This window comes from Gilliamella sp. App6-5 (assembly GCF_001690525.1).
Lineage (GTDB): Bacteria > Pseudomonadota > Gammaproteobacteria > Enterobacterales > Orbaceae > Gilliamella > Gilliamella apicola_H.
Window position 1 is genome coordinate 1 of sequence record NZ_LZGT01000030.1, and the last position, 25,542, is coordinate 25,542.

General features: G+C 36.2%; 19 protein-coding genes, 2 pseudogenes and 1 riboswitch. Of the genes and pseudogenes, 13 read left to right on the forward strand and 8 right to left on the reverse strand.

Translation table 11 applies throughout. From position 1 onward, the window contains the following. Both A9G24_RS03465 and clpB read right to left on the reverse strand, forming a co-directional pair. Nucleotides 1-622, reverse strand: a pseudogene (locus A9G24_RS03465) (transposase); the annotation flags it as partial. A gap of 119 nt (nucleotides 623-741) precedes the next feature. Further along, the gene (gene clpB, locus A9G24_RS03470; RefSeq protein WP_065637778.1) at nucleotides 742-3,312 is read right to left on the reverse strand and encodes an ATP-dependent chaperone ClpB; all 2,571 of its coding nucleotides are present in this window, start codon (nucleotides 3,310-3,312) and stop codon (nucleotides 742-744) included. Nucleotides 3,313-3,601: 289 nt separating this feature from the next. Further along, a riboswitch (PreQ1 riboswitch) is annotated at nucleotides 3,602-3,647 on the forward strand. A 3-nt stretch (nucleotides 3,648-3,650) separates the two neighbouring features. On the opposite strand from clpB, the gene queD reads away from it, so the two are divergent. The 3 genes from queD to A9G24_RS03485 all read left to right on the forward strand — a co-directional run bounded on the left by queD (nucleotide 3,651) and on the right by A9G24_RS03485 (nucleotide 5,872). Further along, entirely contained in the window at nucleotides 3,651-4,079 is a 429-nt protein-coding gene (gene queD / locus A9G24_RS03475; protein WP_065637779.1) for a 6-carboxytetrahydropterin synthase QueD, read from the forward strand. Next, nucleotides 4,076-4,690 carry a 7-carboxy-7-deazaguanine synthase QueE gene (locus A9G24_RS03480; protein ID WP_065637780.1) on the forward strand — a complete coding sequence of 205 codons (615 nt, stop codon included), beginning with the start codon at nucleotides 4,076-4,078 and terminating at the stop codon, nucleotides 4,688-4,690. Before queD ends, A9G24_RS03480 begins: the two co-directional genes overlap by 4 nt. A gap of 96 nt (nucleotides 4,691-4,786) precedes the next feature. Further along, entirely contained in the window at nucleotides 4,787-5,872 is a 1,086-nt protein-coding gene (locus tag A9G24_RS03485; RefSeq protein WP_065637781.1) for a DUF1176 domain-containing protein, read from the forward strand. A gap of 146 nt (nucleotides 5,873-6,018) precedes the next feature. Here A9G24_RS03485 and pgeF read toward each other — a convergent pair whose 3' ends face one another. Both pgeF and rluD read right to left on the reverse strand, forming a co-directional pair. Next, nucleotides 6,019-6,786, reverse strand: a complete 768-nt coding sequence (pgeF, locus tag A9G24_RS03490) for a peptidoglycan editing factor PgeF (RefSeq protein WP_141673049.1) — start codon at nucleotides 6,784-6,786, stop codon at nucleotides 6,019-6,021. 8 nt (nucleotides 6,787-6,794) lie between these two features. Then, entirely contained in the window at nucleotides 6,795-7,769 is a 975-nt protein-coding gene (gene rluD, locus A9G24_RS03495) for a 23S rRNA pseudouridine(1911/1915/1917) synthase RluD (RefSeq protein ID WP_065637783.1), read from the reverse strand. A 92-nt stretch (nucleotides 7,770-7,861) separates the two neighbouring features. Between rluD and bamD the strand changes: the two are divergent. The 6 genes and pseudogenes from bamD to infA all read left to right on the forward strand — a co-directional run. Then, nucleotides 7,862-8,584: pseudogene (bamD, locus tag A9G24_RS03500) on the forward strand (outer membrane protein assembly factor BamD); the annotation flags it as partial. 376 nt (nucleotides 8,585-8,960) lie between these two features. Further along, a complete protein-coding gene (leuS, locus tag A9G24_RS03505; RefSeq protein ID WP_065637785.1) occupies nucleotides 8,961-11,543 on the forward strand; it encodes a leucine--tRNA ligase in 2,583 nt (860 codons plus the stop codon). Nucleotides 11,544-11,578: 35 nt separating this feature from the next. Then, nucleotides 11,579-12,073, forward strand: coding sequence for an LPS assembly lipoprotein LptE (gene lptE / locus A9G24_RS03510; RefSeq protein WP_065637786.1), 495 nt, complete (start codon nucleotides 11,579-11,581; stop codon nucleotides 12,071-12,073). A gap of 7 nt (nucleotides 12,074-12,080) precedes the next feature. Further along, entirely contained in the window at nucleotides 12,081-13,085 is a 1,005-nt protein-coding gene (holA, locus tag A9G24_RS03515; protein WP_065637787.1) for a DNA polymerase III subunit delta, read from the forward strand. Further along, the gene (nadD, locus tag A9G24_RS03520; protein ID WP_065637788.1) at nucleotides 13,079-13,732 is read left to right on the forward strand and encodes a nicotinate-nucleotide adenylyltransferase; all 654 of its coding nucleotides are present in this window, start codon (nucleotides 13,079-13,081) and stop codon (nucleotides 13,730-13,732) included. Before holA ends, nadD begins: the two co-directional genes overlap by 7 nt. A gap of 185 nt (nucleotides 13,733-13,917) precedes the next feature. Beyond that, nucleotides 13,918-14,136, forward strand: a complete 219-nt coding sequence (infA, locus tag A9G24_RS03525; protein ID WP_025315083.1) for a translation initiation factor IF-1 — start codon at nucleotides 13,918-13,920, stop codon at nucleotides 14,134-14,136. Between the two features lie 117 nt (nucleotides 14,137-14,253). On the opposite strand, the gene A9G24_RS03530 is transcribed toward infA, so the two are convergent. Further along, nucleotides 14,254-15,702, reverse strand: coding sequence for an amino acid permease (locus A9G24_RS03530; protein ID WP_065637789.1), 1,449 nt, complete (start codon nucleotides 15,700-15,702; stop codon nucleotides 14,254-14,256). A gap of 202 nt (nucleotides 15,703-15,904) precedes the next feature. Further along, the gene (locus A9G24_RS03535; RefSeq protein WP_065637790.1) at nucleotides 15,905-16,171 is read right to left on the reverse strand and encodes a YkgJ family cysteine cluster protein; all 267 of its coding nucleotides are present in this window, start codon (nucleotides 16,169-16,171) and stop codon (nucleotides 15,905-15,907) included. 115 nt (nucleotides 16,172-16,286) lie between these two features. On the opposite strand from A9G24_RS03535, the gene yeiP reads away from it, so the two are divergent. From yeiP to A9G24_RS03555, 4 genes are all read left to right on the forward strand, one after another. Next, on the forward strand, nucleotides 16,287-16,859 hold the full coding sequence (gene yeiP / locus A9G24_RS03540) for an elongation factor P-like protein YeiP (protein WP_065637791.1): 573 nt from the start codon (nucleotides 16,287-16,289) through the stop codon (nucleotides 16,857-16,859). Between the two features lie 14 nt (nucleotides 16,860-16,873). After that, on the forward strand, nucleotides 16,874-17,770 hold the full coding sequence (ttcA, locus tag A9G24_RS03545) for a tRNA 2-thiocytidine(32) synthetase TtcA (protein WP_065637792.1): 897 nt from the start codon (nucleotides 16,874-16,876) through the stop codon (nucleotides 17,768-17,770). A 257-nt stretch (nucleotides 17,771-18,027) separates the two neighbouring features. Next, nucleotides 18,028-18,855, forward strand: a complete 828-nt coding sequence (locus A9G24_RS03550; RefSeq protein WP_065637793.1) for an MBL fold metallo-hydrolase — start codon at nucleotides 18,028-18,030, stop codon at nucleotides 18,853-18,855. A gap of 13 nt (nucleotides 18,856-18,868) precedes the next feature. Next, nucleotides 18,869-20,089, forward strand: a complete 1,221-nt coding sequence (locus A9G24_RS03555; RefSeq protein WP_065637794.1) for an MFS transporter — start codon at nucleotides 18,869-18,871, stop codon at nucleotides 20,087-20,089. 67 nt (nucleotides 20,090-20,156) lie between these two features. Here A9G24_RS03555 and A9G24_RS03560 read toward each other — a convergent pair whose 3' ends face one another. Further along, nucleotides 20,157-22,319, reverse strand: a complete 2,163-nt coding sequence (locus A9G24_RS03560) for an extracellular solute-binding protein (protein WP_065637795.1) — start codon at nucleotides 22,317-22,319, stop codon at nucleotides 20,157-20,159. Nucleotides 22,320-22,383: 64 nt separating this feature from the next. Then, nucleotides 22,384-25,227 carry a bifunctional [glutamate--ammonia ligase]-adenylyl-L-tyrosine phosphorylase/[glutamate--ammonia-ligase] adenylyltransferase gene (glnE, locus tag A9G24_RS03565; protein ID WP_065637796.1) on the reverse strand — a complete coding sequence of 948 codons (2,844 nt, stop codon included), beginning with the start codon at nucleotides 25,225-25,227 and terminating at the stop codon, nucleotides 22,384-22,386. Nucleotides 25,228-25,542: the final 315 nt, after the last annotated feature.

Below are 25,542 nucleotides of genomic sequence, written 5' to 3' on the forward strand. Positions count from 1 at the left end.
GTTGTACTGACTTTAACCTCCTTGTATTTCTCTACCGTCGATGGCTTTAAGGCTTTTTTCCGTTTAATTCTCTTTCTGCGTTGATGGCTTGATTAAGCGCATCAATATATTGACTGGGCTCAACAATACGCTGCTCATTACGTGCTTTGCCTTTATTGGCATTTGCTTTTAGGTGAGTACTGTCCGTATATAATACCCGACCACTTATCAACCCTTTGGCAATGGCCTGCTCAACAATATTATCAAAAATCTGTTGATAGATTTCACTGTCATTAAACCGACGGCGACGATTTTGGCTAAGTGTTGAGGCGTCAATCACTTTTTCGGTTAATCCCATTCCCAGAAACCAGCGGTAAGCTAAATTGACCTGAATTTCCTGAACCAGACGACGTTCACTGGGGATACCGAAAAGATACCCCAATAACATGATTTTAAACAGTCTGACCGGATCTTCTGCCGGACGACCGTTATTAGGGCAATAAAGTGGTGCTACCGCTTCTCGAATAAATTCAAAATCAATGACTTTAGCTATTTTACGAACAAGATGATTTTGGGGGACAAGCGCATCTAGCGAGATTTGCTCTATTTTTTCTGGTGTCGCTGGAGTTGGTTTTTTTAGCATAGAAGAACTTCTCTTATAATGGACTCCTCTCTATTAGATCAAAGAACTCGCCAAAAAGCGAGTTCTTTGTCATCAATCTGAACCGACCCTAAAAGGTAGGTTTGTCATTTGATGGTTAATTACTGTTTAGCTTCAATATTATCGCCAACCAGCTCCAAATGAATAGTTTTACCCGGAACTAATTTGCCAGAAAGTATTTGCTGTGCCAATGGGTTTTCGATCTCTTGTTGGATCGCGCGTTTTAGCGGTCTTGCCCCATAAATTGGGTCGAAGCCGACTTTAGCAAGTTGTTCCAACGCTGCATCCGAGATATCCAATTGGTAACCACGTTCATCTAAACGTTTTTCAACGTGTGCTAATTGAATTTTTGCAATCGCTTTGATATTTTCTTGACCAAGTGGATGGAATACCACTGTTTCGTCAATACGATTGATAAATTCTGGTCTAAAGTGTTTAGTCACAACTGTCATCACTAGCGCTTTCATTTCGTCATAACTTAGCTCAACTTGACCTTGAATTAGATCAGATCCTAAGTTTGATGTCATAATTATGACGGTATTACGAAAATCAACCGTGCGACCTTGGCCATCGGTTAAGCGTCCATCATCCAGAACTTGCAGTAAGATATTAAAGACATCTGGATGGGCTTTTTCGACCTCATCAAGTAAAATGACTGAATAAGGTCGACGTCTAACGGCTTCAGTTAAGTACCCACCTTCTTCATAACCAACATAACCCGGAGGTGCACCAATTAAGCGAGCAACAGAGTGTTTTTCCATAAACTCTGACATATCAATACGCACCATGGCATCCTCGCTATCAAACATAAAGTTAGCCAGTGATTTGCAAAGCTCGGTTTTACCGACCCCTGTTGGTCCTAAGAATAGGAACGACCCAATTGGTTTGTTTGGATCAGAAAGTCCAGCCCGACTACGACGAATCGCATTGGCAACCGCTAATACCGCTTCATTTTGACCAATGACGCGTTTGTGTAAAGCATCTTCCATATGTAATAATTTGTCTTTTTCGCTCTCAAGCATTCTAGAAACAGGAATACCTGTCGCTTTAGATAACACTTCGGCAATTTCGTCATCGGTCACTTTGTTACGCAATAACTTCATTGTCTTGCCTTCTAACTGGGTTGCTGAAGCAAGTTTCTTTTCGAGCTCTGGTATTTTGCCGTATTGTAATTCAGACATTTTGCTCAAGTCGCCGGCTCGACGTGCTTGCTCTATTTCAGTCCGCGCTTTTTCCAGTTCAGCTTTGATGCTTTGCGTGCCCGAAACGGCTGCCTTTTCTGCTTTCCATTCTTCTTCAAGTGATGCATATTCCTTTTCTTTTTCAGAAAGTTCATCGTTTAACATCTCAAGTCGTTTTTTACTGGCATCGTCAGACTCTTTTTTAAGCGCTTGTTGCTCAAGTTTAAGTTGAATTATGCGCCTTTCAAGTCGATCTAAAGATTCAGGTTTTGAGTCCATTTGCATACGAATACTGGATGCTGCTTCGTCAATTAAGTCAATTGCTTTATCAGGTAACATACGATCAGAAATATAACGATGCGATAACGTTGCCGCTGCCACAATTGCTGGATCGGTAATTTGTACATGATGATGCAGTTCATAACGTTCTTTTAATCCACGCAAAATGGCAATAGTATCTTCAACTGTTGGCTCGGCAACATAGACTTTTTGGAAACGACGTTCTAACGCCGGATCTTTTTCGATATATTGACGATATTCATCAAGTGTTGTTGCGCCCACGCAGTGCAATTCTCCACGCGCTAATGCAGGTTTTAGCATATTACCGGCATCCATTGCACCATCGATTTTACCAGCACCAACCATGGTATGGATTTCATCGATGAACAATATAATGCGACCTTCTTCTTTTGCTAAGCCTTTAAGCACGGCTTTTAACCGTTCTTCAAATTCACCACGATATTTAGCACCCGCAATTAATGCGCCCATATCTAACGATAAAACGCGTTTATTCCGCAATCCTTCAGGCACTTCGCGGTTAACAATGCGTTGAGCTAAACCTTCCACAATGGCGGTTTTACCGACACCAGGTTCACCAATTAATACCGGATTATTTTTAGTACGGCGCTGTAATACCTGAATTGTTCGGCGAATTTCTTCATCACGACCAATAACAGGATCAAGCTTACCTTGTTCTGCTCGTTGAGTTAAATCAATGGTATATTTTTTAAGAGCACCACGTTGATCTTCTGCATTAGGATCGTTCACGTTATCGCTACCTCTTACTTGATTGACTGCTTGGCTAAATTTGTCTTTATTAACGCCTGATCTTTTAAGAATATCACTTAAACTACCCTTATCTTCTAAAGCGGCTAATATAAAGAGTTCTGATGAGATATAGCTATCGCCATTCTTTTGGGATAATTTATCGCAAAGATTTAATACTCGAACAAAATCTTGCGATGGCATAACATCCCCACCAACACCTTGAACTTGGGGTAATCGATCAATGGCTTGCGTTAATTCTTGTTGCAAAATAGCAACATTTGCACCAGCAGTAGTCAATAATGGTGTTATACTGCTACCTTCTTGATTAAGCATGGCTGATAGGACATGCACAGGCTCTATATATTGATTGTCTTTACCCAACGCAATAGACTGTGCACTAGCTAAAGCTTGTTGAAACTTGTTTGTTAATTTATCTAACCTCATAGTATTTATCTCCTGAGCAATAGATTTGGATTCAATGCTTAACGCATTCAACCCATTTGCATGTGATCTAAATGTGTGTTGCAAGCTAAATTTCAAGAGCAAATCCACAATATTTTTTATAAAATTTATACAGCAAGATCAGCAAGTATTTAAAGCTTAAATAGTGTCAAAAATAAAGGTTATCACGATTCAATCAATTACCACTCAATGTTGTTTTAAATAAAACTTACAAGATGACAAATTAGCTTTTATCTATTATATTAGCAGCGTCTTTATTTTGTTAGGTTCGCTAACCGTGGTTCGTAATCCATCCCACGTAAAAAAACTAGGTATATAAAATGTTCAAAATAGCCAAAGAGTTTCAATTTGATGCTTGTCATATGTTAGATGGGCACAATAAAAAGTGCCACAATCTGCACGGTCATACTTATCGTTTATTAGTCGAAATTAGCGGTGATCTTATCGATAATGGTTCGAGTCAAGACATGGTCATGGATTATGCCGATTTAAAGCTAATAGTTAAACAACATATTGTCGATCCGTTAGATCACGCCTATCTTTACAATAAACATAACCCCAATGAGAGCCGTATCGCGTCGTTACTACAAGAAATGGATCGTAAAATTTTCGCCTTTCCATGTAGAACCACCGCAGAAGCAATGAGCAAATTTATTTTTGATCGCCTATCTCAATATTTGCCTGTTTCGATGATCAAATTATGGGAAACGCCAACTTCATATTGTGAATATCACCGGAGCCAAAAATGATCGAATTTCGTATCGTTGAAATCTTCGAATCTTTACAGGGCGAGGGTTATAATACTGGCATGCCTGCTGTTTTTATCCGTTTTGCTGGGTGCAATTTAAATTGTGCTTGGTGTGATACTAATTTCCGCCAATTTACCCGATTTACGGTAGATGCTTTAATGACTAAAGTTAGAGAATATAAAAGCAAAAATATCATTATTACCGGTGGCGAACCAACTATGGTTAAAGCATTACCTGAATTGCTTGTACCATTAAAAAATGCAGGTTATTTTATTGCCATTGAAAGTAATGGTCTTGGTAAAGTTGATCCGCTTATTGATTATATAGCACTCAGCCCCAAATTTTGCTATCAATCACATTATCAAAAAATTAAGCAAACAACAGCAAATGAAGTCCGAATTGTTACAGAAAAACATGATGATTTTCTTGATTTTTGCCAATATATTGAAAAACAGATTAATGCTAAACGTTATTATCTTTCACCTTGTGAAAAAAATGGCGAAATGAATATGCTTGAGACAATTGAGCTTCTTGGAAAAATCAACCAATACCGTATAGATAATAAATGGCTATTAAGTCTGCAAACCCATAAATTTGCCAATATAGAATAATAGATTAGTATCAAATATTAATACTTAAATAACCTTAAAAACCAACAGTTTTTATTAATTTTAATCAAATAATTAATCTATTATTTGATTAAAATTATGATTATACTATCCCCCATACCCCATTTTATAAAATTAAACACCATGCGTTTTTACTATTATTTATTATTAACTGTGTTTTCAACTCCAGCCATAGCTTGGGATATGGTTTGTGATAATACGTTAACTTGTCGTGTTATAGAATATAGCGATATGTCTGATACAGGATTGATAAAATCATCAATATTATTTGAGCGAAAAGCGGGCGCTAATCAGCCAGTTGAAATTTATGTTAGAACAAAAAATAGCGAAGAAGATATCGAAATTAAAGACACACAACAATTAGACAATTCATTGGCTCTGTTCATTAATCAAGAATATTTCGGTGAATTAAAAGAAATACGGAACAATATTTATCAGTTATCACAACATCAAGCCACAAAAGTTATTCAAGCGTTTACAAAAAATGAGAAAGTTATATTCCGTAACAATAGAAGTCAATCATCCTATACCAATGGCGGATTTTATGATGTCATGTTAACAATGGACAAAAAACAAGGACGGGTTGGTACAACTGGCGCAGTTATAGCACATGGTAATAAAAATGAATCAAACGTTTATGCACCAATACCTGTACCAACTATAAAAAAAGGTAAAGTAATTGATCCAGAACAAAGTCAAGAACTGAATACTAATGAAGTAATTAAAATATTCCCCCAATTCAAAAAACGCTATATACATGAAGCTAAATGTGATGCTTATGATTTAGAAGATCCTTATTATGATGAAACACAAGGATATGATAAAAGATTTCGATTAATTAAATTAGATAATAACCACGATTTACTTGAAACTTGGTGTTGGTTTAGCGCATATAACTCAGGTAACGCCTATTGGATAATTTCTAACACAGTTAAACCAAGTAATAAAAATATAAAATTTATAAATAATGAGGGCAATACATACAAAAATGGAACAATATCCAGTATAGCTAAGCTAAGAGGTGAGGGAGATTGTTTAGAAAAATCTAGTTGGACTTGGAATGGACATAAATTTATGCTTTCCTCTAATATAAGTACAGGTGAGTGCTTAGGTTTTGACGGTGGGGCTTGGGAATTACCTTCTTTTATTAGCAAAATAAAGTAATAATTAAGTAATAAAAAGTTTTCAGGGTTTATAGGCGGTTTAGACATTGTACGCTTTATATATTAGCATTTTACCGCCGATTTTATACTATACTTACTTTATAAACACAGATAAAAATTGACGTTTTTTAGCTGAAAAACCACTTTTTATTCAAACCAGATCATTGATGCCATTCTGCCGGTTTTGTTTTCGCGCCGATAAGAATAAAATTTATCTTGTTCAGTATAAGTACAATAATCACCCCCAAAAATTTTAGTTACACCCATTGAATTTAATCGCTGTCTAGCGATTAAATAGAGATCAGCAAGATATTTTTGCTCAGTTGGATTGACAACTTTAAATGCTTTTTTCGCTTCTGGATCAGCGTCTTCAAACTGCGTTTTTACTTCATGACCAACTTCAAACTTTTTAGCACCAATTGCAGGTCCCATCCAAGCTAAAATATCAGAACGAGGGCAAGCAAACTTTTTAATTGTCTCTTCTAAAATACCATAACAAAGCCCACGCCATCCAGCATGAGCTGAAGCTACCTCATCACCATAACGAGAACAAAATAGCACAGGCATACAATCAGCGGTGAGCACTACACTTACCTGTTTAGCTTGCCACGTATAAGTCGCATCCGCTTCAATGATTTGTGTTTTGTCTGCTATCCCCGTTGGGGATTGTAATTTAATCGATGAAATATCAAGCACAGTCGTGCTATGAGTTTGATAAAGCCAATAAGGTTCACTGGGGATCTGTTCTGCTTGGATTAAGCGCCTACGATTCTCTGACACATGTTCTAAGATATCATTAGTTTGGCTACCTATATTTAAACTATCAAATGGAGTACAACTTATCCCTCCTGTCCGTGTTGAAGTAAAAGCATGAATATTTTTGGGCGCTGACCAATAAGGATAAATGGATCGGATCATATTTGTTACCAATCCAATTCTTCTTTATGTTGTTCGGTATCTTCTTGCAATGCTTGAATCAGTTTTTGCATATCATCAGGAATAGGCGCATGCCATTCCATTTGTTCCCCTGTTATAGGGTGATATAAGCGTAACATGGTAGCGTGTAATGCTTGGCGGTCAAAATCGCGCAAGATTTGCATAAACGATTCGCTTGCACCTTTGGGCGGTCTTGGACGCCCACCATAAAGTGGATCACCAATTAACGGATGGGCAATATGTGCCATATGCACACGAATTTGGTGAGTTCGACCTGTTTCTAAGCGCAAGCGCAAGCGTGTATGTAGACGGTACTTTTCCATTACTCGATAATGGGTGACCGCAGGTTTCCCCGTTGGAAATACTGCCATATGTGTGCGTTTAGTTGGATGGCGCGTAATAGGCTGATCAACCGAGCCACCTGCAGTGATAATACCCATAACAACCGCTTCATATTCGCGCGTGATTTCACGCAATTGGAGTGATTCAACTAAGTGTGTTTGAGCCATAATGGTTTTAGCAACAACCATTAAGCCCGTTGTATCTTTATCTAGACGATGCACAATACCTGCCCGTGGTACTCGAACTATATCGGGATAATAATTTAATAAGGCATTTAATACTGTACCATCAGGATTACCAGCGCCAGGGTGTACAACTAAATCGCGGGGTTTGTTGATCACTAAAATATCGTCATCTTCATAAACAATATTGAGTTTTATATCTTCGGGTTGATGATAGGTTTCTTCTTCGATTTCAGCATTAATTATTATTTTTTCGCCACCAAGTACTCTTTCTTTGGGTTTATTAACGATAACATCGTTGACAGTAACTTTATTATTCACAATCCAATCTTTTATTCTTGAACGCGAATAATCAGGAAAAAGCGCTGATAATGCTTGATCTAAACGCATCCCTAGTTGGGTTTGTTCTATTTCAGTTGATAATTTTAACTCGTGCATGTGTAATTTATCTATTTTAAGCTGTTTTGTTTTAGAGTATTATATACCAATCATCGCCTTTAATGTTTAATTATATTTGGATTGAAAACTGAATGAAATTGCGTTTACACTCTTTGTTAGCTATCGCTTTAAGCGGCATGTTAATTGGCTGTACTTCTTCCAAGTCCGATGTTGAAAATGTACCCGAAATTGAACTGCATAACAAAGCGAAATCATATCTCGAGAATGGTAATATTAAATCCAGTATCACTGTATTAGAGGCTTTGGACAAGAATTATCCATTTGGCCCCTATTCTCAACAAGTGCAACTTGATTTGATTTATGCTTACTATAAATCAGGTGATTTAACGCTAGCTGTTGCGTCAATTGACCGATTTTTAAAACTAAATCCAACACATTCAAACATTGATTGGGTGATTTATATGCGCGGTATTTCGAATATGGCGCAAGATGATAATATGATTCAAGGGTGGTTCAACGTTGATCGTTCAGATCGCGATCCTGACTATGCCGCAGCAGCGTTTAAGGATTTTACTTATTTAGTATCAAGCTTTCCAAACAGTCAATATGCCGCCGATGCGCAAAAACGCCTTGTGTTTTTGAAAAACAGATTGGCTCGCTATCAATTAAAAATTGCGCAGTTCTATACAAAACGTGGCGCTTATGTCGCAGTGATTAATCGTGTGACGGAGATGCTAGTTACATTTCCAGATACCGATTCAACTAAAGAAGCTTTGCTTTTAATGCGCAACGCCTATAACGAGTTAGGTCTAGTTGATGAAGCCCAAAAAGTCGATCAACTAATTCAAGCCAACCTTGAAAACATGCCTAAAGAAGAGCAACGTTCGCTATTATCACGCTTTACCAGCGTTTTTAATGGCGGTTAGATTTCCTAAATTGAAGATCCCTTCTTTGGATAATTTTGTTTGGCTTTAATCGCTATTTAATTAAACTTAAATAGCGATTAATTTGTTTTATAGCCACCCGTTATATCTAACCTACTATAGTTTAAGCATGTTATTTAACATTAGCAATAAAATATACTCAATAGTTTACAATTTATTATTCTTTAAATTTGCCACTGCAAGAAATCAATATCTTGATTCACATATCGTTTGTAAAACGTGTCAATAACCAATACAATTAGCAACATATTTTTATTAGCAATAATAGATAGGACATTAACTGGTCATGCAAGAACAATATCGCCCAGATGAAATCGAAGCCACTGTACAACAACACTGGCAAGACAATAAAACTTTTCACGTTACCGAAGATCCATCAAAAGAAAAATATTACTGTTTATCGATGCTACCTTACCCGTCTGGGCGTTTGCATCTTGGTCATGTTCGCAATTACACCATTGGTGATACCATTTCACGTTACCAACGCTTAAACGGTAAAAATGTACTACAACCAATTGGTTGGGATGCGTTTGGTTTACCTGCTGAAGGGGCTGCTGTTAAAAATAATACTGCACCAGCAAAATGGACATACGAAAATATTGCCTATATGAAAAAGCAATTACAGCTTTTAGGCTTCGGTTATGATTGGGATCGCGAAGTGACAACTTGCCGTCCAGAATATTACAAATGGGAACAATGGTTTTTTACCAAGTTATATGAAAAAGGCCTAGTTTATAAAAAAACATCTGCGGTTAACTGGTGTCCAAATGACCAAACCGTACTTGCTAATGAGCAAGTGGTTGAAGGTTGCTGTTGGCGTTGCAGCACCCCTGTTGAACGTAAAGAGATCCCACAGTGGTTTATTAAAATCACCGAATATGCTGAAGAGCTACTTAATGATTTAGATATCTTAAAGGACTGGCCAGAGCAAGTTAAAACTATGCAACGTAACTGGATTGGTCGCTCTGAAGGGGTTGAGTTTGATTTTGTTGTTGAAAATTATGCCGATAAATTACGCGTTTATACAACACGCCCCGATACTTTAATGGGGGTGAGCTTTATCTCAGTTGCCGCAGAGCATCCTCTTGCACAATTAGCAGCAAAAAACGATCCTAAAATTGCTGAATTTGTTGCTGAATGCAAAAATACCAAAACCGCCGAAGCCGATATGGCAACCATGGAAAAGAAAGGCATTGCAACTGGCTTTTATGCTATCCATCCGTTAACAGGAAAAAAAGTTCCTGTTTGGATTGCTAATTTTGTGTTAATTGAATATGGTACTGGTGCCGTCATGGCCGTGCCGGGACACGATGAACGCGATTATGAATTTGCCTCAAAATATCAGTTACCAATTAATCCTGTTATTTTAACTCAAGACGGCAATGCACCAGACTTGTCTGAAAAAGCATATACTGAGCATGGCAAATTATTTAATTCTGGCGAGTTTGATGGTCTGGATTTTGAGCAAGCGTTTAATGCTGTTGCCGATAAATTAATTGCGTTAGGTATTGGTCAACGAAAAGTTAATTACCGTTTGCGTGATTGGGGCGTCTCGCGCCAACGTTATTGGGGTGCGCCTATCCCAATGATGACGCTTGAAGACGGTACAACTATTCCAACACCAGAAGATCAGTTACCGGTTATTTTGCCAGAAGACGTCGAAATGAACGGTATCACTAGTCCAATTAAGGCCGATCCTAACTGGGCAAAAACAGCGGTGAACGGTCAGCCTGCTCTACGTGAAACCGATACGTTTGATACCTTTATGGAGTCATCTTGGTATTATGCCCGTTATACTTGTCCACAATTTGACAAAGGTATGTTAGACGAAAAAGCAGCTAATTATTGGTTGCCTGTCGATCAATATGTCGGTGGTATTGAACATGCGATCATGCATTTGCTTTATTTTAGATTTTTCCATAAATTAATGCGTGATTTTGGTTTAGTTTCGTCCGATGAGCCTGCAAAACGTCTATTATGCCAAGGTATGGTATTAGCCGATGCATTTTATTACACCAGCCCAACCAATGAACGCATTTGGGTTTCACCAACCGAAGTCACTATTGAACGTGATGAAAAAGGTCGCATTGCTAAAGCCGTTGACAAACATGGCAATGAACTAGTCCATGCAGGTATGACGAAGATGTCAAAATCCAAAAACAATGGTATCGACCCTCAAGAAATGGTTGAAAAATACGGAGCCGATACGGTTCGATTGTTTATGATGTTTGCTTCGCCAGCGGATATGACATTGGAATGGCAAGAGTCTGGTGTTGAAGGCGCTAACCGATTTATTAAACGTGTGTGGCGTTTAGTGTATGAACATACCCGAAAAGGTCAAACCGCTAAACTTGATATTACAGCCTTAGATAGTGAACAAAAATCATTACGCCGTGAGCTACATAAGACCATTGCAAAAGTAAGTGATGATATTGGACGCCGCCAAACGTTTAACACCGCTATTGCTGCTGTGATGGAGTTTATGAACCGCTTACAAAAAGCACCACAAGAAACCGAGCAAGATCGTGCACTCATGAGTGAGGCATTAAATGCGATTGTTCGTTTACTTTACCCTATGATGCCACACGCTTGTTTTGCTATGTGGCAAGCTTTAGGTCATAACGAATCGATTGATAATACAACTTGGCCTGTTGCTGACCAATCAGCAATGATTGAAGACGAAAAACTTATTGTTGTGCAAATCAATGGTAAAGTCCGTGGTAAATTTACGGTGCCAGCTGATGCCGATCAAGATTTTGTTGTGTCGCAAGCGAAACAAGAACCTAATATTCAAAAATACTTGAGCGATGTTACTATCCGTAAAGTAATTTACGTTCCAGGTAAATTATTAAATCTTGTTGTGGGTTAAGATTGTTTGATAACTAAATTTAGGCAGTTATAGATATGAAAAAATATTTAGCATTATTTATGTTATTAGCGATATCCTTAACAGGATGTGGATTTCATTTGCAGCATGAAACAGAAGTGCCTGAGCGGTTTAAAACGATGTCTTATGTAAGCTATGACCCTTATGGCCGTCTGTCTCGCGACATTAAAGAGTTATTACACGATAACAAAGTGACTTTAACTACTAATAATGCTACAAGTCAGGTACCATCGTTAAGAATGTTAAGCGAAAATCTAAGCCGCAATACTATTTCGATTTATCAAGATGGTAAAGCAGCCGAGTATCAATTGGTATTAACCGTTGAAGCACAAGTTATTATTGCTGGTCAACAAATATATCCAATTAGTGTACGTGTATTTAGGACATTTTTTGATAATCCATCTGAAGCTTTGGCCAAAACGGTTGAGCAAGATTTAATTGAAAACGAGATGTTTAAACAAGCTGCTAAACAAGTCATCCGTAAATTAAAATCGATTGATGCAGTAAATTAACGTTGTCATGATTAAAATTAGTGTCGATCAAATTAGTCATAAATTAGGATCACCCTATTATTTAATTTTAGGTAGTGATCCTTATTTACAACATTATGCGCAAACTGAGTTACGGAAAGCTTTTACTCACGCAGGCTTTAATGAACAGCTTACGTTTGTTATTGATAATCAAACCGACTGGACCGCAATTTTTGATAGCTGTCAGGCGATGAATCTATTTTCTACCAATACTTTAATTTCACTTGATTTTGGTGACGGTTCGTTAAATGCAGGTATTACCGCAAAACTTAATACACTAAGTGAGGTTTTAACCCCTGATATTGCGCTAATAATCACGCTTAATAAAATCACTAAATCGCAAGAAAATACTATTTGGTATAAGACATTATCAGATAAGCTAGTGGTTGTTAATTGTACCACACCAGATACGTTGCAGTTACCACAATGGATTAAAAATCATTTGCAGCAACAACATATAACCATTGGCCCAAAAGCAATTGAATTGCTTTGCTATTATTACGAAGGTAATTTACTAGCGTTAACGCAAATTATTGCGCAGCTAAAATTGCTGTATCCCGATCAGAACATTTCGTATGATGAAGTCGAAAGTAATATTAATGATTCAGCAATATTTACACCCTATCATTGGACTGATGCAATGATTTCCTGCAAAACGAAGCGAGCTATTCACATTTTACAGCAGTTGAAAATAAATGAATTTGAGCCGTTAATTTTGTTGCGGATTATTCAACGTGAGTTGATATTGATGATTAATTTAAAAAAGGGGTTGCAAACAAAATCATTAAAACAAACTTTTGATGAATATAAGGTTTGGCAAAATAAAAGAATGATTTATACTAATTATCTAAACCGTTGCGATCTTAAAAGCCTATTTAATTTGTTAGCCAAGCTGACTGAAATCGAAATCAGTTTAAAACATGATAATCAAGCGCAAATGTGGGATGCGATATCTAGTTTATCAATGCAGTTTATGGGATTCGATAAATGCTAACTGCGTTATTAGGGGGAACTTTTGACCCGATCCATTATGGGCACCTTCGCCCTGCTATTTCGTTAGCTAACGAAGTTGGGCTAAAACAGATTAGTTTATTGCCTAATCATATTCCACCCCATAAGCCACAACCCGAAGCAAGCACTGAGCAACGTTTGGCAATGTTAAAATTGGCTATTGAAGATTTGCCATTATTTAAATTGGATGTAAGAGAAATCTTACCTGAAGCTTCAACTCGTCCTTCTTATACCATTGAAACGCTTCAAGCTTGGCGACAAGAAAATGGGGATAGTGAAGGATTAGCTTTTATTATGGGGCAAGATTCATTATTGAGTTTGCCAACTTGGAATAAATGGCAAACGTTACTTGATTATTGTCATTTACTCATTTGTCGTAGGCCGGGTTATGCAAAAAATACCAATAATATTGAGCTACAACAATGGATTGATGTGCACAACACCCCAAACACACAAGATTTGCATGATTCACCGCATGGTTATATCTTTTTTGCGCATACACCACTTGAAGATATTTCAGCGACTGAAATCAGACAAAATATTAACCATCAAGCCAGTTGTGAAAATTTGTTGCCACCCAAAGTATGGCATTATATTTATCAGCAAGGACTTTATCGCGTAAAGAAATAACAGAAAGGACTTTACATCTGACAGTTTTTTCGGCATTATTTCGCCGCTGTGTTTATATATTTTAAATTCAGTTTTTTTGTGTTTATACTTAACTTCGCTAAGTCATCTAATAAAGCTCTAATATAGAGGCAAAACAGATAGTCAGTTGAGTATATTTAATTTGTATTTATTATTAAGAGGCCCCAATGGCAAAAGAAGATAACATTGAAATGCAAGGTACTATACTTGATACACTTCCAAACACGATGTTTCGTGTTGAACTTGAAAATGGTCATGTCGTTACTGCACATATTTCTGGTAAGATGCGAAAAAATTACATTCGTATTTTAACTGGCGATAAAGTTACTGTTGAAATGACACCTTATGATCTGTCTAAAGCACGTATTATCTTCCGTAGTCGCTAATATCGTTATCAAGATAAACTATTTAAAACTATATAACAGTTTATTTCTCTCTTTTTTAATAAAAAACCGTCGACTTTTGTCGACGGAAAAGTAAAGAATTGGGACTAAACTTATGAATTAATCTTCTTTAGAAAAGTCCATCTGTTCGTATTTAACCCATTTTGTCTTTTTCACTAGCTTGTAGCCAAAGTAAATCACTAAAAATAATGGTATACCAATATAGGTCGCGATAACACCATTCCAATCAATGGTATCTTGCAAGAAAGCTTCGTAATTTTGACCAAGGGTAATAATTAAGCATAATACAAAAGCGAAAATAGGGCCAAATGGGAAGCAACTTGATTGATACGGTAATTGATTAACATCCTTACCTTGAATAGTGTAACCCTTTCTAAAACGATAATGGCTAATCGCAATTCCTAGCCAAGCAATAAAGCCTGTCATACCTGACATATTAAGCAACCATAAATAAACAGCCTGATCTTTGTACATCGAGGTTAAGAAACAAAGCATAGCCACAAATGTTGTTGCTAACAACGCAGCACGAGGCACTCCTGATGATGATAAGTTTGAAAATATTTTAGGCGCTTTACCTTCTTTAGCAAGTGCATATAGCATGCGGGTTGAAGCATACAGCCCTGAGTTACCCGCAGATAATACGGATGTTAAAATAACTGCATTCATTAATGCCGCAGCAGATAATAATCCTGCATGTTCAAATACAAGGGTAAATGGACTAACACTGATATCAGTTTCATCGTTACGTAGTAAATTAGGATCAGTATAAGGAATAATCAAGCTGATAACTAAAATCGCAAAGATATAAAATAACAAGATTCGCCAAAATACTTGTCGCATAGCTTTAGGTATGTTTTTTTCTGGATCTTTTGATTCACCCGCTGCAATACCTATTAATTCGGTACCTTGGAATGAAAATCCAACCACCATTGCGACACCAATCATTGATGAAAACCCACCCGCAAAAGGCGCTTCTTTGATTGTCCAATTTTTCCAACCAGCCACTTCGACACCTCGAAAGATGCCAATAATCATTAATAAACCAACTACAATAAAAATAATCACAGTAACAACTTTAATTAATGAAAACCAAAATTCTGCTTCACCAAAACCTTTAACTGAAATATAGTTTAAGCAAAAGATGATACTTAAAAACAATAAGCTCCATAACCAGCTATAAGGTCCTGCATCAAACCAATAAGAGATAACTAATTGAGCTGCAACTAAGTCTACAGCAACCGTAATTGCCCAGTTGTACCAATAGTTCCAACCGATGGCAAAGCCAAACGCTTCATCGACATAACGTGAACCATAAGTTGCAAAAGTACCTGAAACAGGCAGATAAGCTGCTAGCTCACCAAGGCTGGTCATTAAAAAATACACCATCACACCTATAATGGCATACGAAAGCAATGCACCACCAGGACCTGCCTGAGCAACAGTTGCACCTGATGCAACAAAGAGCCCAGTTCCGATCGAACCACCAATAGCTATCATAGCTAAATGGCGGGCTTTTAAATCTCGTTTTAATTTGTTTTTCATAATCATTTTCTTCTGTCTAAAAAGATCAAATTTATTGGTAATATTAGCCACTTATTTGATGTATAAAGATATATGTGGTTAAAATCTATCTCAAAAATTTATTGATATTTATCACTAAATAATGAAGTGCGGAAAGTTTATCAAAAAAACTACTGTACGAGATAAATAATTCTAATAATCGAACTGTTTTGTTAAATTTAGGCAATACTTAACCTTTAGTTAGCTGTTCTAACTGTATTAGATAATTCATCGCTTGCATTCTATTATTACCACACATTTCGATGCTGGGTTTTAATCGACCACAAACTGTAGGCCTTGATGGGTGTAAAAATAATTTACATTGATAATTATTATCTAAATGAATGCAAGCAACGCCAGCAGGCTTCCCTTTAGGCATACCAGAAATAGTTGATGAAATCGATGGCGCAATACAACAAGCACCACAGTTTTGCCTGCATTTGAATAAATCTGCCATAGTTTTTCTTTAATTTAAGGCGCTTGAATAAATTTTGATGGTGACAATAACAAGTTAGCGGTAAAATAGCGAGCTAATTTTTAACTCTTTTTATTAATTGTGAAGAATAAATATTATGGCTAAAGCAAATGAAATAAAACGTGGCGATGCAGTCGCCTTTAATGGCAAATTATTACTGGTTAAAGATATTGATGTTCAAAGTCCAAGCGCACGTGGTGCAAGTACACTTTATAAAATGCGTTTTACCGATGTCAAAAATGGTGGTAAAGTTGAAGAGCGTTTTAAAGGTGATGATATCCTAGAAACGATTGAACTATCACGCCGTCCTGTTAGTGTTTCGTATATTGATGGCGATGAATATGTGTTTATGGATAACGAAGATTTTACCCCTTATATCTTCAAAAAAGAGCAAATAGAAGATGAGTTATTGTTTATTCCTGAAGGCGGCATGAATGATATTCAAGTGCTAATGGCGGATGGCGAAGTCCTTGCTTTAGAATTACCGCAAACGGTTAACCTCGAAATTGTTGAAACTTCGCCAAGTATTAAAGGGGCGTCAGCCAGTGCGCGAACTAAACCAGCTACGTTATCAACAGGGCTTGTTATTCAAGTTCCTGAATATATTGATAACCACGAAAAAGTTAAAATTCATATTGCTGAACGCCGTTATATGAGCCGTGTCGAATAACCAATAAAATTGTAATGAATATATATAATCAAAATAAACTACACAAACGATTGCGTCGCTTGACTGGTGAGGCAATCACTGACTTTAATATGATCGAAGAAGGTGATCGTATTATGGTTTGCTTATCAGGTGGTAAAGATAGTTATACTTTGCTTGATATTCTAATTAACTTGAAAATCAGCGCCCCCATAAACTTTGAACTAATTGCAGTTAATTTAGATCAAAAACAACCTGGCTTCCCCGAACATGTTTTGCCTCAGTATTTGCAATCACTAGGCATTGAATACAAAATCGTGCAAGAAAACACCTATGGTATTGTCAAAGAGAAGATACCTGAAGGTAAAACAACTTGCTCGCTTTGTTCACGGCTACGCCGAGGAATATTATACCGCACAGCCACCGAACTTAGTGCAACAAAAATTGCCCTTGGCCACCATCGTGATGATATTTTAGAAACATTGTTTTTAAATATGTTCTATGGCGGTAAACTCAAAGCAATGCCACCGAAGCTAATGAATGATTCAGGCGAACATATCATTATTCGACCACTAGCTTATTGCAAAGAAAAAGACATCGCTAAATACGCTGAAATTAAACAATTTCCGATTATTCCTTGTAATCTTTGTGGCTCACAACCCAACTTACAAAGGCAAGTAATTAAAGAAATGCTCAATGAATGGGATAAAAAGTTCCCCGGACGCATTGAAACCATGTTCCGAGCAACACAAAATATCACCCTATCCCATCTGTGTGATACCAATTTGTTTGATTTTAAAGGAATTAAAAAAGGTGATCTAGCTATTAACGGTGGTGATATCGCTTTTGACCGCGAAGATATGGTGCCAACCGTTGGCTTTGATGCTTCAGAGCTTGAAGAACAGGATATGATTTTATGGAAGAAAGCAAAATAGCTAATCCAGTCAATAAAGTTTATTGTTCCGCTAAATAACTTTCAAAATTAACCCAGTCTCAAAAGTTATCGGTGAATTTTTTTAATTCACCGATAATATTCCCCCTAAAATTTATGATCTTGCTCACGCATTAGTAAAAAATTACGTTTTTTTATTGTAGAATTATGTATCGTAAAATAAAATTGAAACGTTCCAATTTTAATAAATAGATAAAAACAAAACTAGATAGTGGCAAGCTAAACTTATAGGAGAACAATGTGAAATTACAATTTTTGGGAACGGCGGCATCCGAAGGTATTCCAAATCCTTTTTGTAAATGCCAAATATGCGAAAAATCGCGCATTATAAAAGGAAAAAACATACGCACGCGTAGTTCTGTTGTCATTGATGACATAATGCAAATTGATTTTGCTCCAGAATTTAGCTATCAAGTGATGCGTGAAAATATCGATGTCACCAAAATAAAAGATCTGCTGTTCACTCATACTCATCCTGATCACTTCAATGTAGGGGATTTGTTTAGCCGTATGGTGGACTATGGATTTAATATCACTCATCCACTTTATGTATACGGTAATGATATTGCAATCAATGGCTGCTTAAATGTATTACCAGGATATAGCCATGAGCGTTTTGTGTTCAATTTATTAGTGCCCTATCAATCTGTTATAACATCAGCCGGATATACAGTTACACCACTACTTGCTAATCATGCTAAATGGGAATTTTGCTATATCTATTTAATTGAAAAAGACGGCAAAACCATACTTCACGGTCATGATTCGGGATATTTCCCTGAACTAACTTGGCAATGGCTAAAAAATAGTGGTAAAAAAATCGATTTAGCGATTTTTGAGTGTACTTATGGATATAAACAAAATGATCGTACTAATAATCATATGAGTATTGAATCAGTAATATCGGCACAAAAACGGATGCTTGATGAAGGCATTTTTCATAGTAGTACACAACTCATCACCTCTCATCACTCTCACAGCAGTGGCTTTATGCACGATGAATTAGTTGAGATTTTTAAACCTTACAATATTGAAGTCGCTTACGACGGCTTAATAAAAATAATTTAATAGGGAACTTACTATGTTCAAAATACCTCGTTTACTGATAATGATGTTTTTACAATATTTTGTGCAAGGTGCATGGAATATGGTTATTGGCTCGGTACTTGCCGCTTATGAGTTAAAAGAGATCGTTGGTTCAACTTATTCTGTATTAGGAATTGCAACCATTATTTCACCACTATTTATTGGTATGGTTGCGGATCGATTTATTGCCTCACAAAAGATGATGGGGATACTACACATTATTAATGCAGGTGTACTATTTTTAATTCCTAATTTTGTTGAAAGTAGCAATACTGTTGGCTTTTTAATTATGATCTTTATTGTTGGATTACTCTTTTACCCAACTACGGCGTTAGCCAATAGTGTCAGTTTTAGGCATATTGATGGTGTACGTTGGTTCCCGATCATTCGTGTGTTTGGCACCATTGGTTTTATGGTTGTCGGTTTTATTCTTGGTTATACTGGTTTTTCAAAATCAATTAACTCATTTTTACTTGCAGCTGTAGCTTCGGTCGTATATGGTGTTTATTGCTTTACCCTACCAAACACGCCACCAACAAGCAAAAATAAAAAATTTTCAATCCGCGATGCAATGTGTTTAGATGCATTATCATTATTTAAAGATAAATATTTCACCATCTTTATGTTATCAACCTTTATATTGATGATAACAAAAACTGCTTATAGTGCTTACTTACCGGTATATTTACCAGTACTTGGTCTTGAACCAGCATCAATGATGCAAATTGCTATCGCGACCGAAGTTTTATTTATGTTCCTTTTATCGTTCTTATTGGGACACTTTGGCTTTAAAAAGATTATTTTGTTCGGTGCCATTTGCTGGGTCATTCGTAGTTTAATGTTATCTTTCGCTGCGACTACTGATAGTGGTACGCTCTTTTATGTGATTGGTGCCTTATTGTTACAAGGAGCTTGCTGGGACTTCTTTTTTACCGCTGGAGATATTTATGTCGATAAAAAAGCAGGCCCTGAAATTAAAGCTCAAGCTCAAGGTTTACGTCTTATTGTATCCAATGGATTTGGTCTATTTATGGCGGCATCAGTATGCGGATTTATCAATAACCGAGTAGTTACAGAAAAAACCTTACCAAATGCAGGTCCACAATGGCAAGAGTTTTGGATCTACCCAGCTGCTGTAGCCGCCGTCGTTGCTGTTGGTTTTTGGTTTTTCTTTAGAGATAAAGATATTATTACGACCTCTAAAACCACTTCATAATTAAAACACAATAAATAAAGTAAATATTGATATAACAAACACCATACTGCTAATAATATTAACGTTATTAGCAGTATTCTTTTTTTATATGAGAGTTAATTTTTAAAATAACCTGCTCTGAACTATATTGTCCTTTAATCCACTTTGATAAATAATGACCAATAATATGTTCAATATGCCTTAAATTAATAGCTTGGTTACCTATATAGTTTTCTCGTTTTCCGTTGGCATACTGTAATTGTGCTAATTTCAACCAAGGATAACTTTTTATAATACGTTGGTTTTGAAGAATACTATTTTGTGCGGTTGTACCACCTAATAATGCAATTTGCTCACTGATTTCTTCAGAATAAATCCAATCAAAAAATAGTGTCGCCGAAACTGTTTTTTTACTATATTTTGAAATACCTAATGAGCCACCACCAAATAATGGGCTATTACCAGGCACTTGAGCATACCCCACTAATGGCAAAATATTTCGATAATTGATATAACTGAATAAATTAACATAGACCATTATCATTGCTAACCGACCTTGCTCAAATTGATTAACTGACTCTTGCCACCATGCTGCATCTACTTTGTTTGCAATCTGCATAAAAGACTGTAATTGCGTCAATGTTTCAATAGCTATTGAACAATCCAAACCTAATTGTTGGTTGCTAAATAGCTTACCTCCCTGAGCGTAATAACGTACTAAAAATTCAGATGCAATAATTTCTTCATTACCTAAGGTTATGCAACTACCAAACTCTACTGGTGATTCAGGATTTTGTGCTTGATTAAAAAAGCCAGCAATTTGATCAAATTTTTTAAAATCAACGGGCACATCTAAATGTTGACGATATTTTTCAAAATAGGATCGTTTAATTAAGGGATCTTCAAACAGATCTTTACGATAAAATAACATCTGCACGCTGGGATCAAAAGGAAGTGCATAAGCCGTATTATTCACATAGCTATATCGTTTAACAATTTCAGGTAAATAGCGATTGAATAAATTAGTTAAGTTAAGATTTAAATCAGATAATGGTTTAAATATCTTTGGGGCAAACCAAGGTAATCCTGCCATATCAATACGAATAATATCAATTTGTTTATATTGTTCAAGCTTATTGAGGATATGATAAATTTTATCAAACGGTTCGATAATTAAATTAACTTTGATTCCGCTCATTTTTTTAAAATGTGGAAGTAATTTTTTTAAAGCCTCCGTTGATGGACTAGGTATAATTAATACATTGATTTCCTCATTGTTATTAAATTTGGTATTAGCAATCTGATCAGGCAATAAGAAAAATCCTTTATTATCTAATTTAGAAACTTGCTCTCCTTTGATTAAGCTAATGATTTGCTGGCTTAACATACCATAATTCATATGATATTGATAAAAATTGTTTTCATAAAAAAAACTATCATCAGTAAGCGTATAAATAGGCGGACAAAGTTGCAAGCTTCCAAAATAACTAGCATTCCGTAAATAACGAGCACGCTCAATATCCATGGTAATAAGCACATCAAAAGGTTCAGATTCTTTTGTAAAAAAACTGAAAGACAAATTATAAGTAGTATTTGACGGAATTGATTCAATACTTTTTAATTCAATAGGATAATGTTGTGCATTAAAGGCTTTTTGCAAACCTTTTTTAAAAGATTGTGCATGAGTATGATGATCAGAATTACTCAGTAAACCAATACGTTTATAATCATGTTTCATTATCTGACTAGCAATATCAGCGCCGGCTTTCTCGTAATCCAACGTAATAAATTGCACAGCCGATTCAGGTTGGCGATAAACAAAAATAATTTTTTCTTTAGCTATTTTTATTCTTTGGTAATAACGATTGGCATTGTCTAAAGTACTAACGGCTATCACTGCATAATCGCGCTTAACAGCTATCTGTTCAATAATTTTTTGTTCTAGCTCTCTGGAATCATAAGTTAGGTATAACGTTAGTTCATAACCAAGCTGATTTAAATCATGAAATAATCCATCATAAACATTAGCATATTGTTGAGATGTGATATTAGGCAAAACAACTGAAATTGTTTTTGCCGCACCTTCTTTTAGTATTTTCGCTTGTAAATTAAGCTGATACCCCAGCTTTTTAGCTGCATCTTCCACTAGTTTAATTTTTTTAACACTAACATTTCCACGGCCATTAAGTACATTTGAAACCGTACCATGTGATACACCTGCTTGTTTAGCTATGTCTTTAATCGTTGTCATTTAGTTTTAAACTCCGAAAATTAAAACAAGATTTTTTGCCAAATTAAGCTGCTAACACCAAATATCAGGTTAACCACTTTTTCCAACTCTGGCTAACAATATGCCTTTCTTGTTTAAAACACGAATTCTCAACCGTGATCGGTAAAACTTGCAGTGCTAATTGATGAATTTCGTTACGCATATCAATATAAGCTTTAGTTAACTGCTCGGCTTCTTCGTTATCCATAATTTGGTAATTTGCCGCGAGTTCTAAAATGCGCACATTGTCGCTCCATGTTGTCATCTTGGGATACTGATAAGCATAATTAAGTACCAGATATTGCGATAAAAACTCAATATCACCAATACCACCCTCATCAATTTTTAAATTAAATAAATTGTTTTGAGCGCTACCTAGATGTACTCTCATTTTTTCACGCATTTCACGCACTTCTTTTTTTAATATAACTTCATCACGCTTTTTGCAAAGTACATTATGCCGAATTTGGTTAAAGCGTTTGATTAATTCACCTTCACCATATACAGCTCTAGCACGCACTAAGGCTTGATGTTCCCATGTCCAAGCTTCATTCATTTGGTAATCTTCAAACGAATCTAAACTACAAGCAAGAAGCCCCGCATCACCTTGTGGGCGAAGCCTTACATCGACTTCATATAAAATACCAAAGCTAGTGCGCACATTAAATAAATGAATAATTCGCTGAACTAAACGCAAATAAAATTGACGGCTATCGATCTGTTTATTTCCATTAGTCATGCTATTGACTGGACAATCATGTAAAAAAACCAGATCTAAATCAGATCCATAACCTAGCTCCCAGCCACCTAATTTACCGTAGGCAACCACAACTAAGCCTTTATTATTATCGCCCAAATGCTCTGGTTTGCCATAACGAGCAAGCATTTGGTTCCATGCCATTTGTAAAACAAAATCAAGTAATGCCTCAGCCACATAGGTTAAGTGATCGCTGACGTTCATGGTTGATAAGACTTGTTCAACATCTGCTGCTGCAATATGCAGTAATTGCATTTGCTTAAATTGGCGTAAAACTTCAAGTTGTTGTTCTTCATCATCCAACTGAATGCGTAATAAATACTGATAAAGCTGGCTTTTATACTCATTAGGTGCAACGGTTTGGTACAACGAATTGATATCAATAAGTTCATCTAATAATATGGGATAATGAGCAAGTTGATCGCTAATCATTGGCGATGCGCTACATAAACGAATTAACTGTTTTAATGCAGTCGGATACTCCAATAATAACTCTAAATAAGTCGTGCGACTAACAATATTAATTATCAATGGTAAAATTCTTGGTAATACCATTAATGCTTGTTTGTCAGCACAACAAGCTTCTAATAGTCTTGGCATTAATTGATCAAGTATTTCTCGTCCACGAACACCAATTGTTCGTTTACTTATATCATCTCTAAATTGCACAAGCATCTGCCAAAATTGATTTGCCTCACTATCTGAATAGTTAGGTAGTATTGCCATCACATCATTTAATTGTAGATCTGGTACCCAAAGATCATCAAATTGATCATTATGCTGTTTATCATTAGAGGACAATTCAGGCTCTACCTCTCCAATAAGTTCATTGAATACTAAACGATTAATTTGCATTCGTGCCGATAATTCAGTTGCAAAATCAAACCAATTATTAAAGCCCATGCTTATCGCTAAACGTAACTGATCAAGATCATCCTCTGGGAGTGTTTGGGTTTGCTCATCACGAATCGCTTGCAGTAAGTTTTCGCAACGGCGCAAAAAAAGATAATTTTCGCGTAACGTCGATACTTCTTGAGCGCTCAGTAATTGTTCATGCCCAATGACCTGTAAAGCAGATAATAATGAACGAGTTTGTAGGTTCACTACGCGACCACCGCGAATAAGCTGAAAAACTTGTACAATAAACTCTATCTCGCGAATGCCACCTGCCCCAAGTTTAATATTGTTTTTTAAACCACGGCGATGCACTTCGCGTTCAATCATGCTTTTCATATTACGCAATGATTGCAAGACGCTAAAGTCAATATAACGACGATACACAAAAGGTTTTAGTATTTGGTAAAGCTCTTTAGCATAAGGTGCTTGCTCATTACCCAATACTTTTGCTTTAACCATTGCATAGCGTTCCCAGTCACGCCCTTGTTCTTGGTAATAATCTTCCATGGCAGCAAAACTCAATACTAAAGGCCCTCCATCACCAAGCGGGCGCAAACGCATATCCACACGGTAGACAAAACCATCTTCAGTAATTTGATCAAGTACTTTAATTAAACGTTGACCTAATCGCGTGAAGAATACCGCATTATCTAACTCTCTCCGCCCTCCTTGTGTTTGCCCATGCTCCGGATAAGTAAAAATCAAATCAATATCAGACGAAAAATTAAGTTCTCCTCCGCCTAGTTTGCCCATCCCTAAAATCAGTAATGGCTGTAGCTCACCTTGAGCATTACAAGGAGTTCCCCACTCTTTACAACTAAGCTCATAGAGCCAATCACGAGCTGTAACAATGATCACCTCAGCCAGTTCACTCAATTGTAATAAAATCTGCTCATCATTGCTGCTATGTGTTAATTGAGACCACGCCAACCGGACTAAAATATAACGACGAAATTGTCTTAATATCTTCATTAATTCAGTTTCATCTGAACCTACTGTTAATTTTTCACTCAACCACTTTTGATAATATTGTCTTTCGTCGGCTTGTGGTGGATTTTTTACGATATCAGAAAGCCACGGTGGAAATTGATAAAAAGCATCCACCAAAAAATCACTGTGTACTAAAATATCAAGATTAGCTTCCACCTCATTCGGGGGGCATTGCTTAAGTTGAAAGGTAATTTTTTGCTTTTGCTGCTCAAGCAAAGTGGAAAGCAAGTGGTTAAGTTCCAACATGGGTAAACTCTCTTAGAAATATTTTTACTAAAAGTAAAATCACTAAAATAGAACCATATTATAAATAACTTTTGCTATTGATATAGTATTTTATATACAAAATAAAAACTTGCAGAAAAATAATGGATAATGCATACAAAAAATAAAAACTGTTTCAAGTTATTTGTCTTATCTTTGCCATATCGACAATACACATTTTGGAACGAGAGTTTTTTTGCTAAGATAGCATAATTACCTTAATCCTAATAAAAACATGCCATAACAAGAGGGAGTAAAAATTTCAGGTATCGCTCTATATAATCAATAACAATATAT

Excerpts from the sequence above, each read along its gene's own strand:
- nadD (WP_065637788.1), top strand. The coding sequence starts at position 13,079 with ATGCTAACTGCGTTATTAGGGGGAACTTTTGACCCGATCCATTATGGG.
- A9G24_RS03560 (WP_065637795.1), bottom strand. The coding sequence starts at position 22,319 with ATGACAACGATTAAAGACATAGCTAAACAAGCAGGTGTATCACATGGT.
- lptE (WP_065637786.1), top strand. The coding sequence starts at position 11,579 with ATGAAAAAATATTTAGCATTATTTATGTTATTAGCGATATCCTTAACA.
- queD (WP_065637779.1), top strand. The coding sequence starts at position 3,651 with ATGTTCAAAATAGCCAAAGAGTTTCAATTTGATGCTTGTCATATGTTA.
- yeiP (WP_065637791.1), top strand. The coding sequence starts at position 16,287 with ATGGCTAAAGCAAATGAAATAAAACGTGGCGATGCAGTCGCCTTTAAT.
- A9G24_RS03530 (WP_065637789.1), bottom strand. The coding sequence starts at position 15,702 with ATGATTATGAAAAACAAATTAAAACGAGATTTAAAAGCCCGCCATTTA.
- A9G24_RS03480 (WP_065637780.1), top strand. The coding sequence starts at position 4,076 with ATGATCGAATTTCGTATCGTTGAAATCTTCGAATCTTTACAGGGCGAG.
- A9G24_RS03485 (WP_065637781.1), top strand. The coding sequence starts at position 4,787 with ATGATTATACTATCCCCCATACCCCATTTTATAAAATTAAACACCATG.
- clpB (WP_065637778.1), bottom strand. The coding sequence starts at position 3,312 with ATGAGGTTAGATAAATTAACAAACAAGTTTCAACAAGCTTTAGCTAGT.
- leuS (WP_065637785.1), top strand. The coding sequence starts at position 8,961 with ATGCAAGAACAATATCGCCCAGATGAAATCGAAGCCACTGTACAACAA.
- holA (WP_065637787.1), top strand. The coding sequence starts at position 12,081 with ATGATTAAAATTAGTGTCGATCAAATTAGTCATAAATTAGGATCACCC.
- infA (WP_025315083.1), top strand. The coding sequence starts at position 13,918 with ATGGCAAAAGAAGATAACATTGAAATGCAAGGTACTATACTTGATACA.
- A9G24_RS03555 (WP_065637794.1), top strand. The coding sequence starts at position 18,869 with ATGTTCAAAATACCTCGTTTACTGATAATGATGTTTTTACAATATTTT.
- A9G24_RS03535 (WP_065637790.1), bottom strand. The coding sequence starts at position 16,171 with ATGGCAGATTTATTCAAATGCAGGCAAAACTGTGGTGCTTGTTGTATT.
- ttcA (WP_065637792.1), top strand. The coding sequence starts at position 16,874 with ATGAATATATATAATCAAAATAAACTACACAAACGATTGCGTCGCTTG.
- glnE (WP_065637796.1), bottom strand. The coding sequence starts at position 25,227 with ATGTTGGAACTTAACCACTTGCTTTCCACTTTGCTTGAGCAGCAAAAG.
- rluD (WP_065637783.1), bottom strand. The coding sequence starts at position 7,769 with ATGCACGAGTTAAAATTATCAACTGAAATAGAACAAACCCAACTAGGG.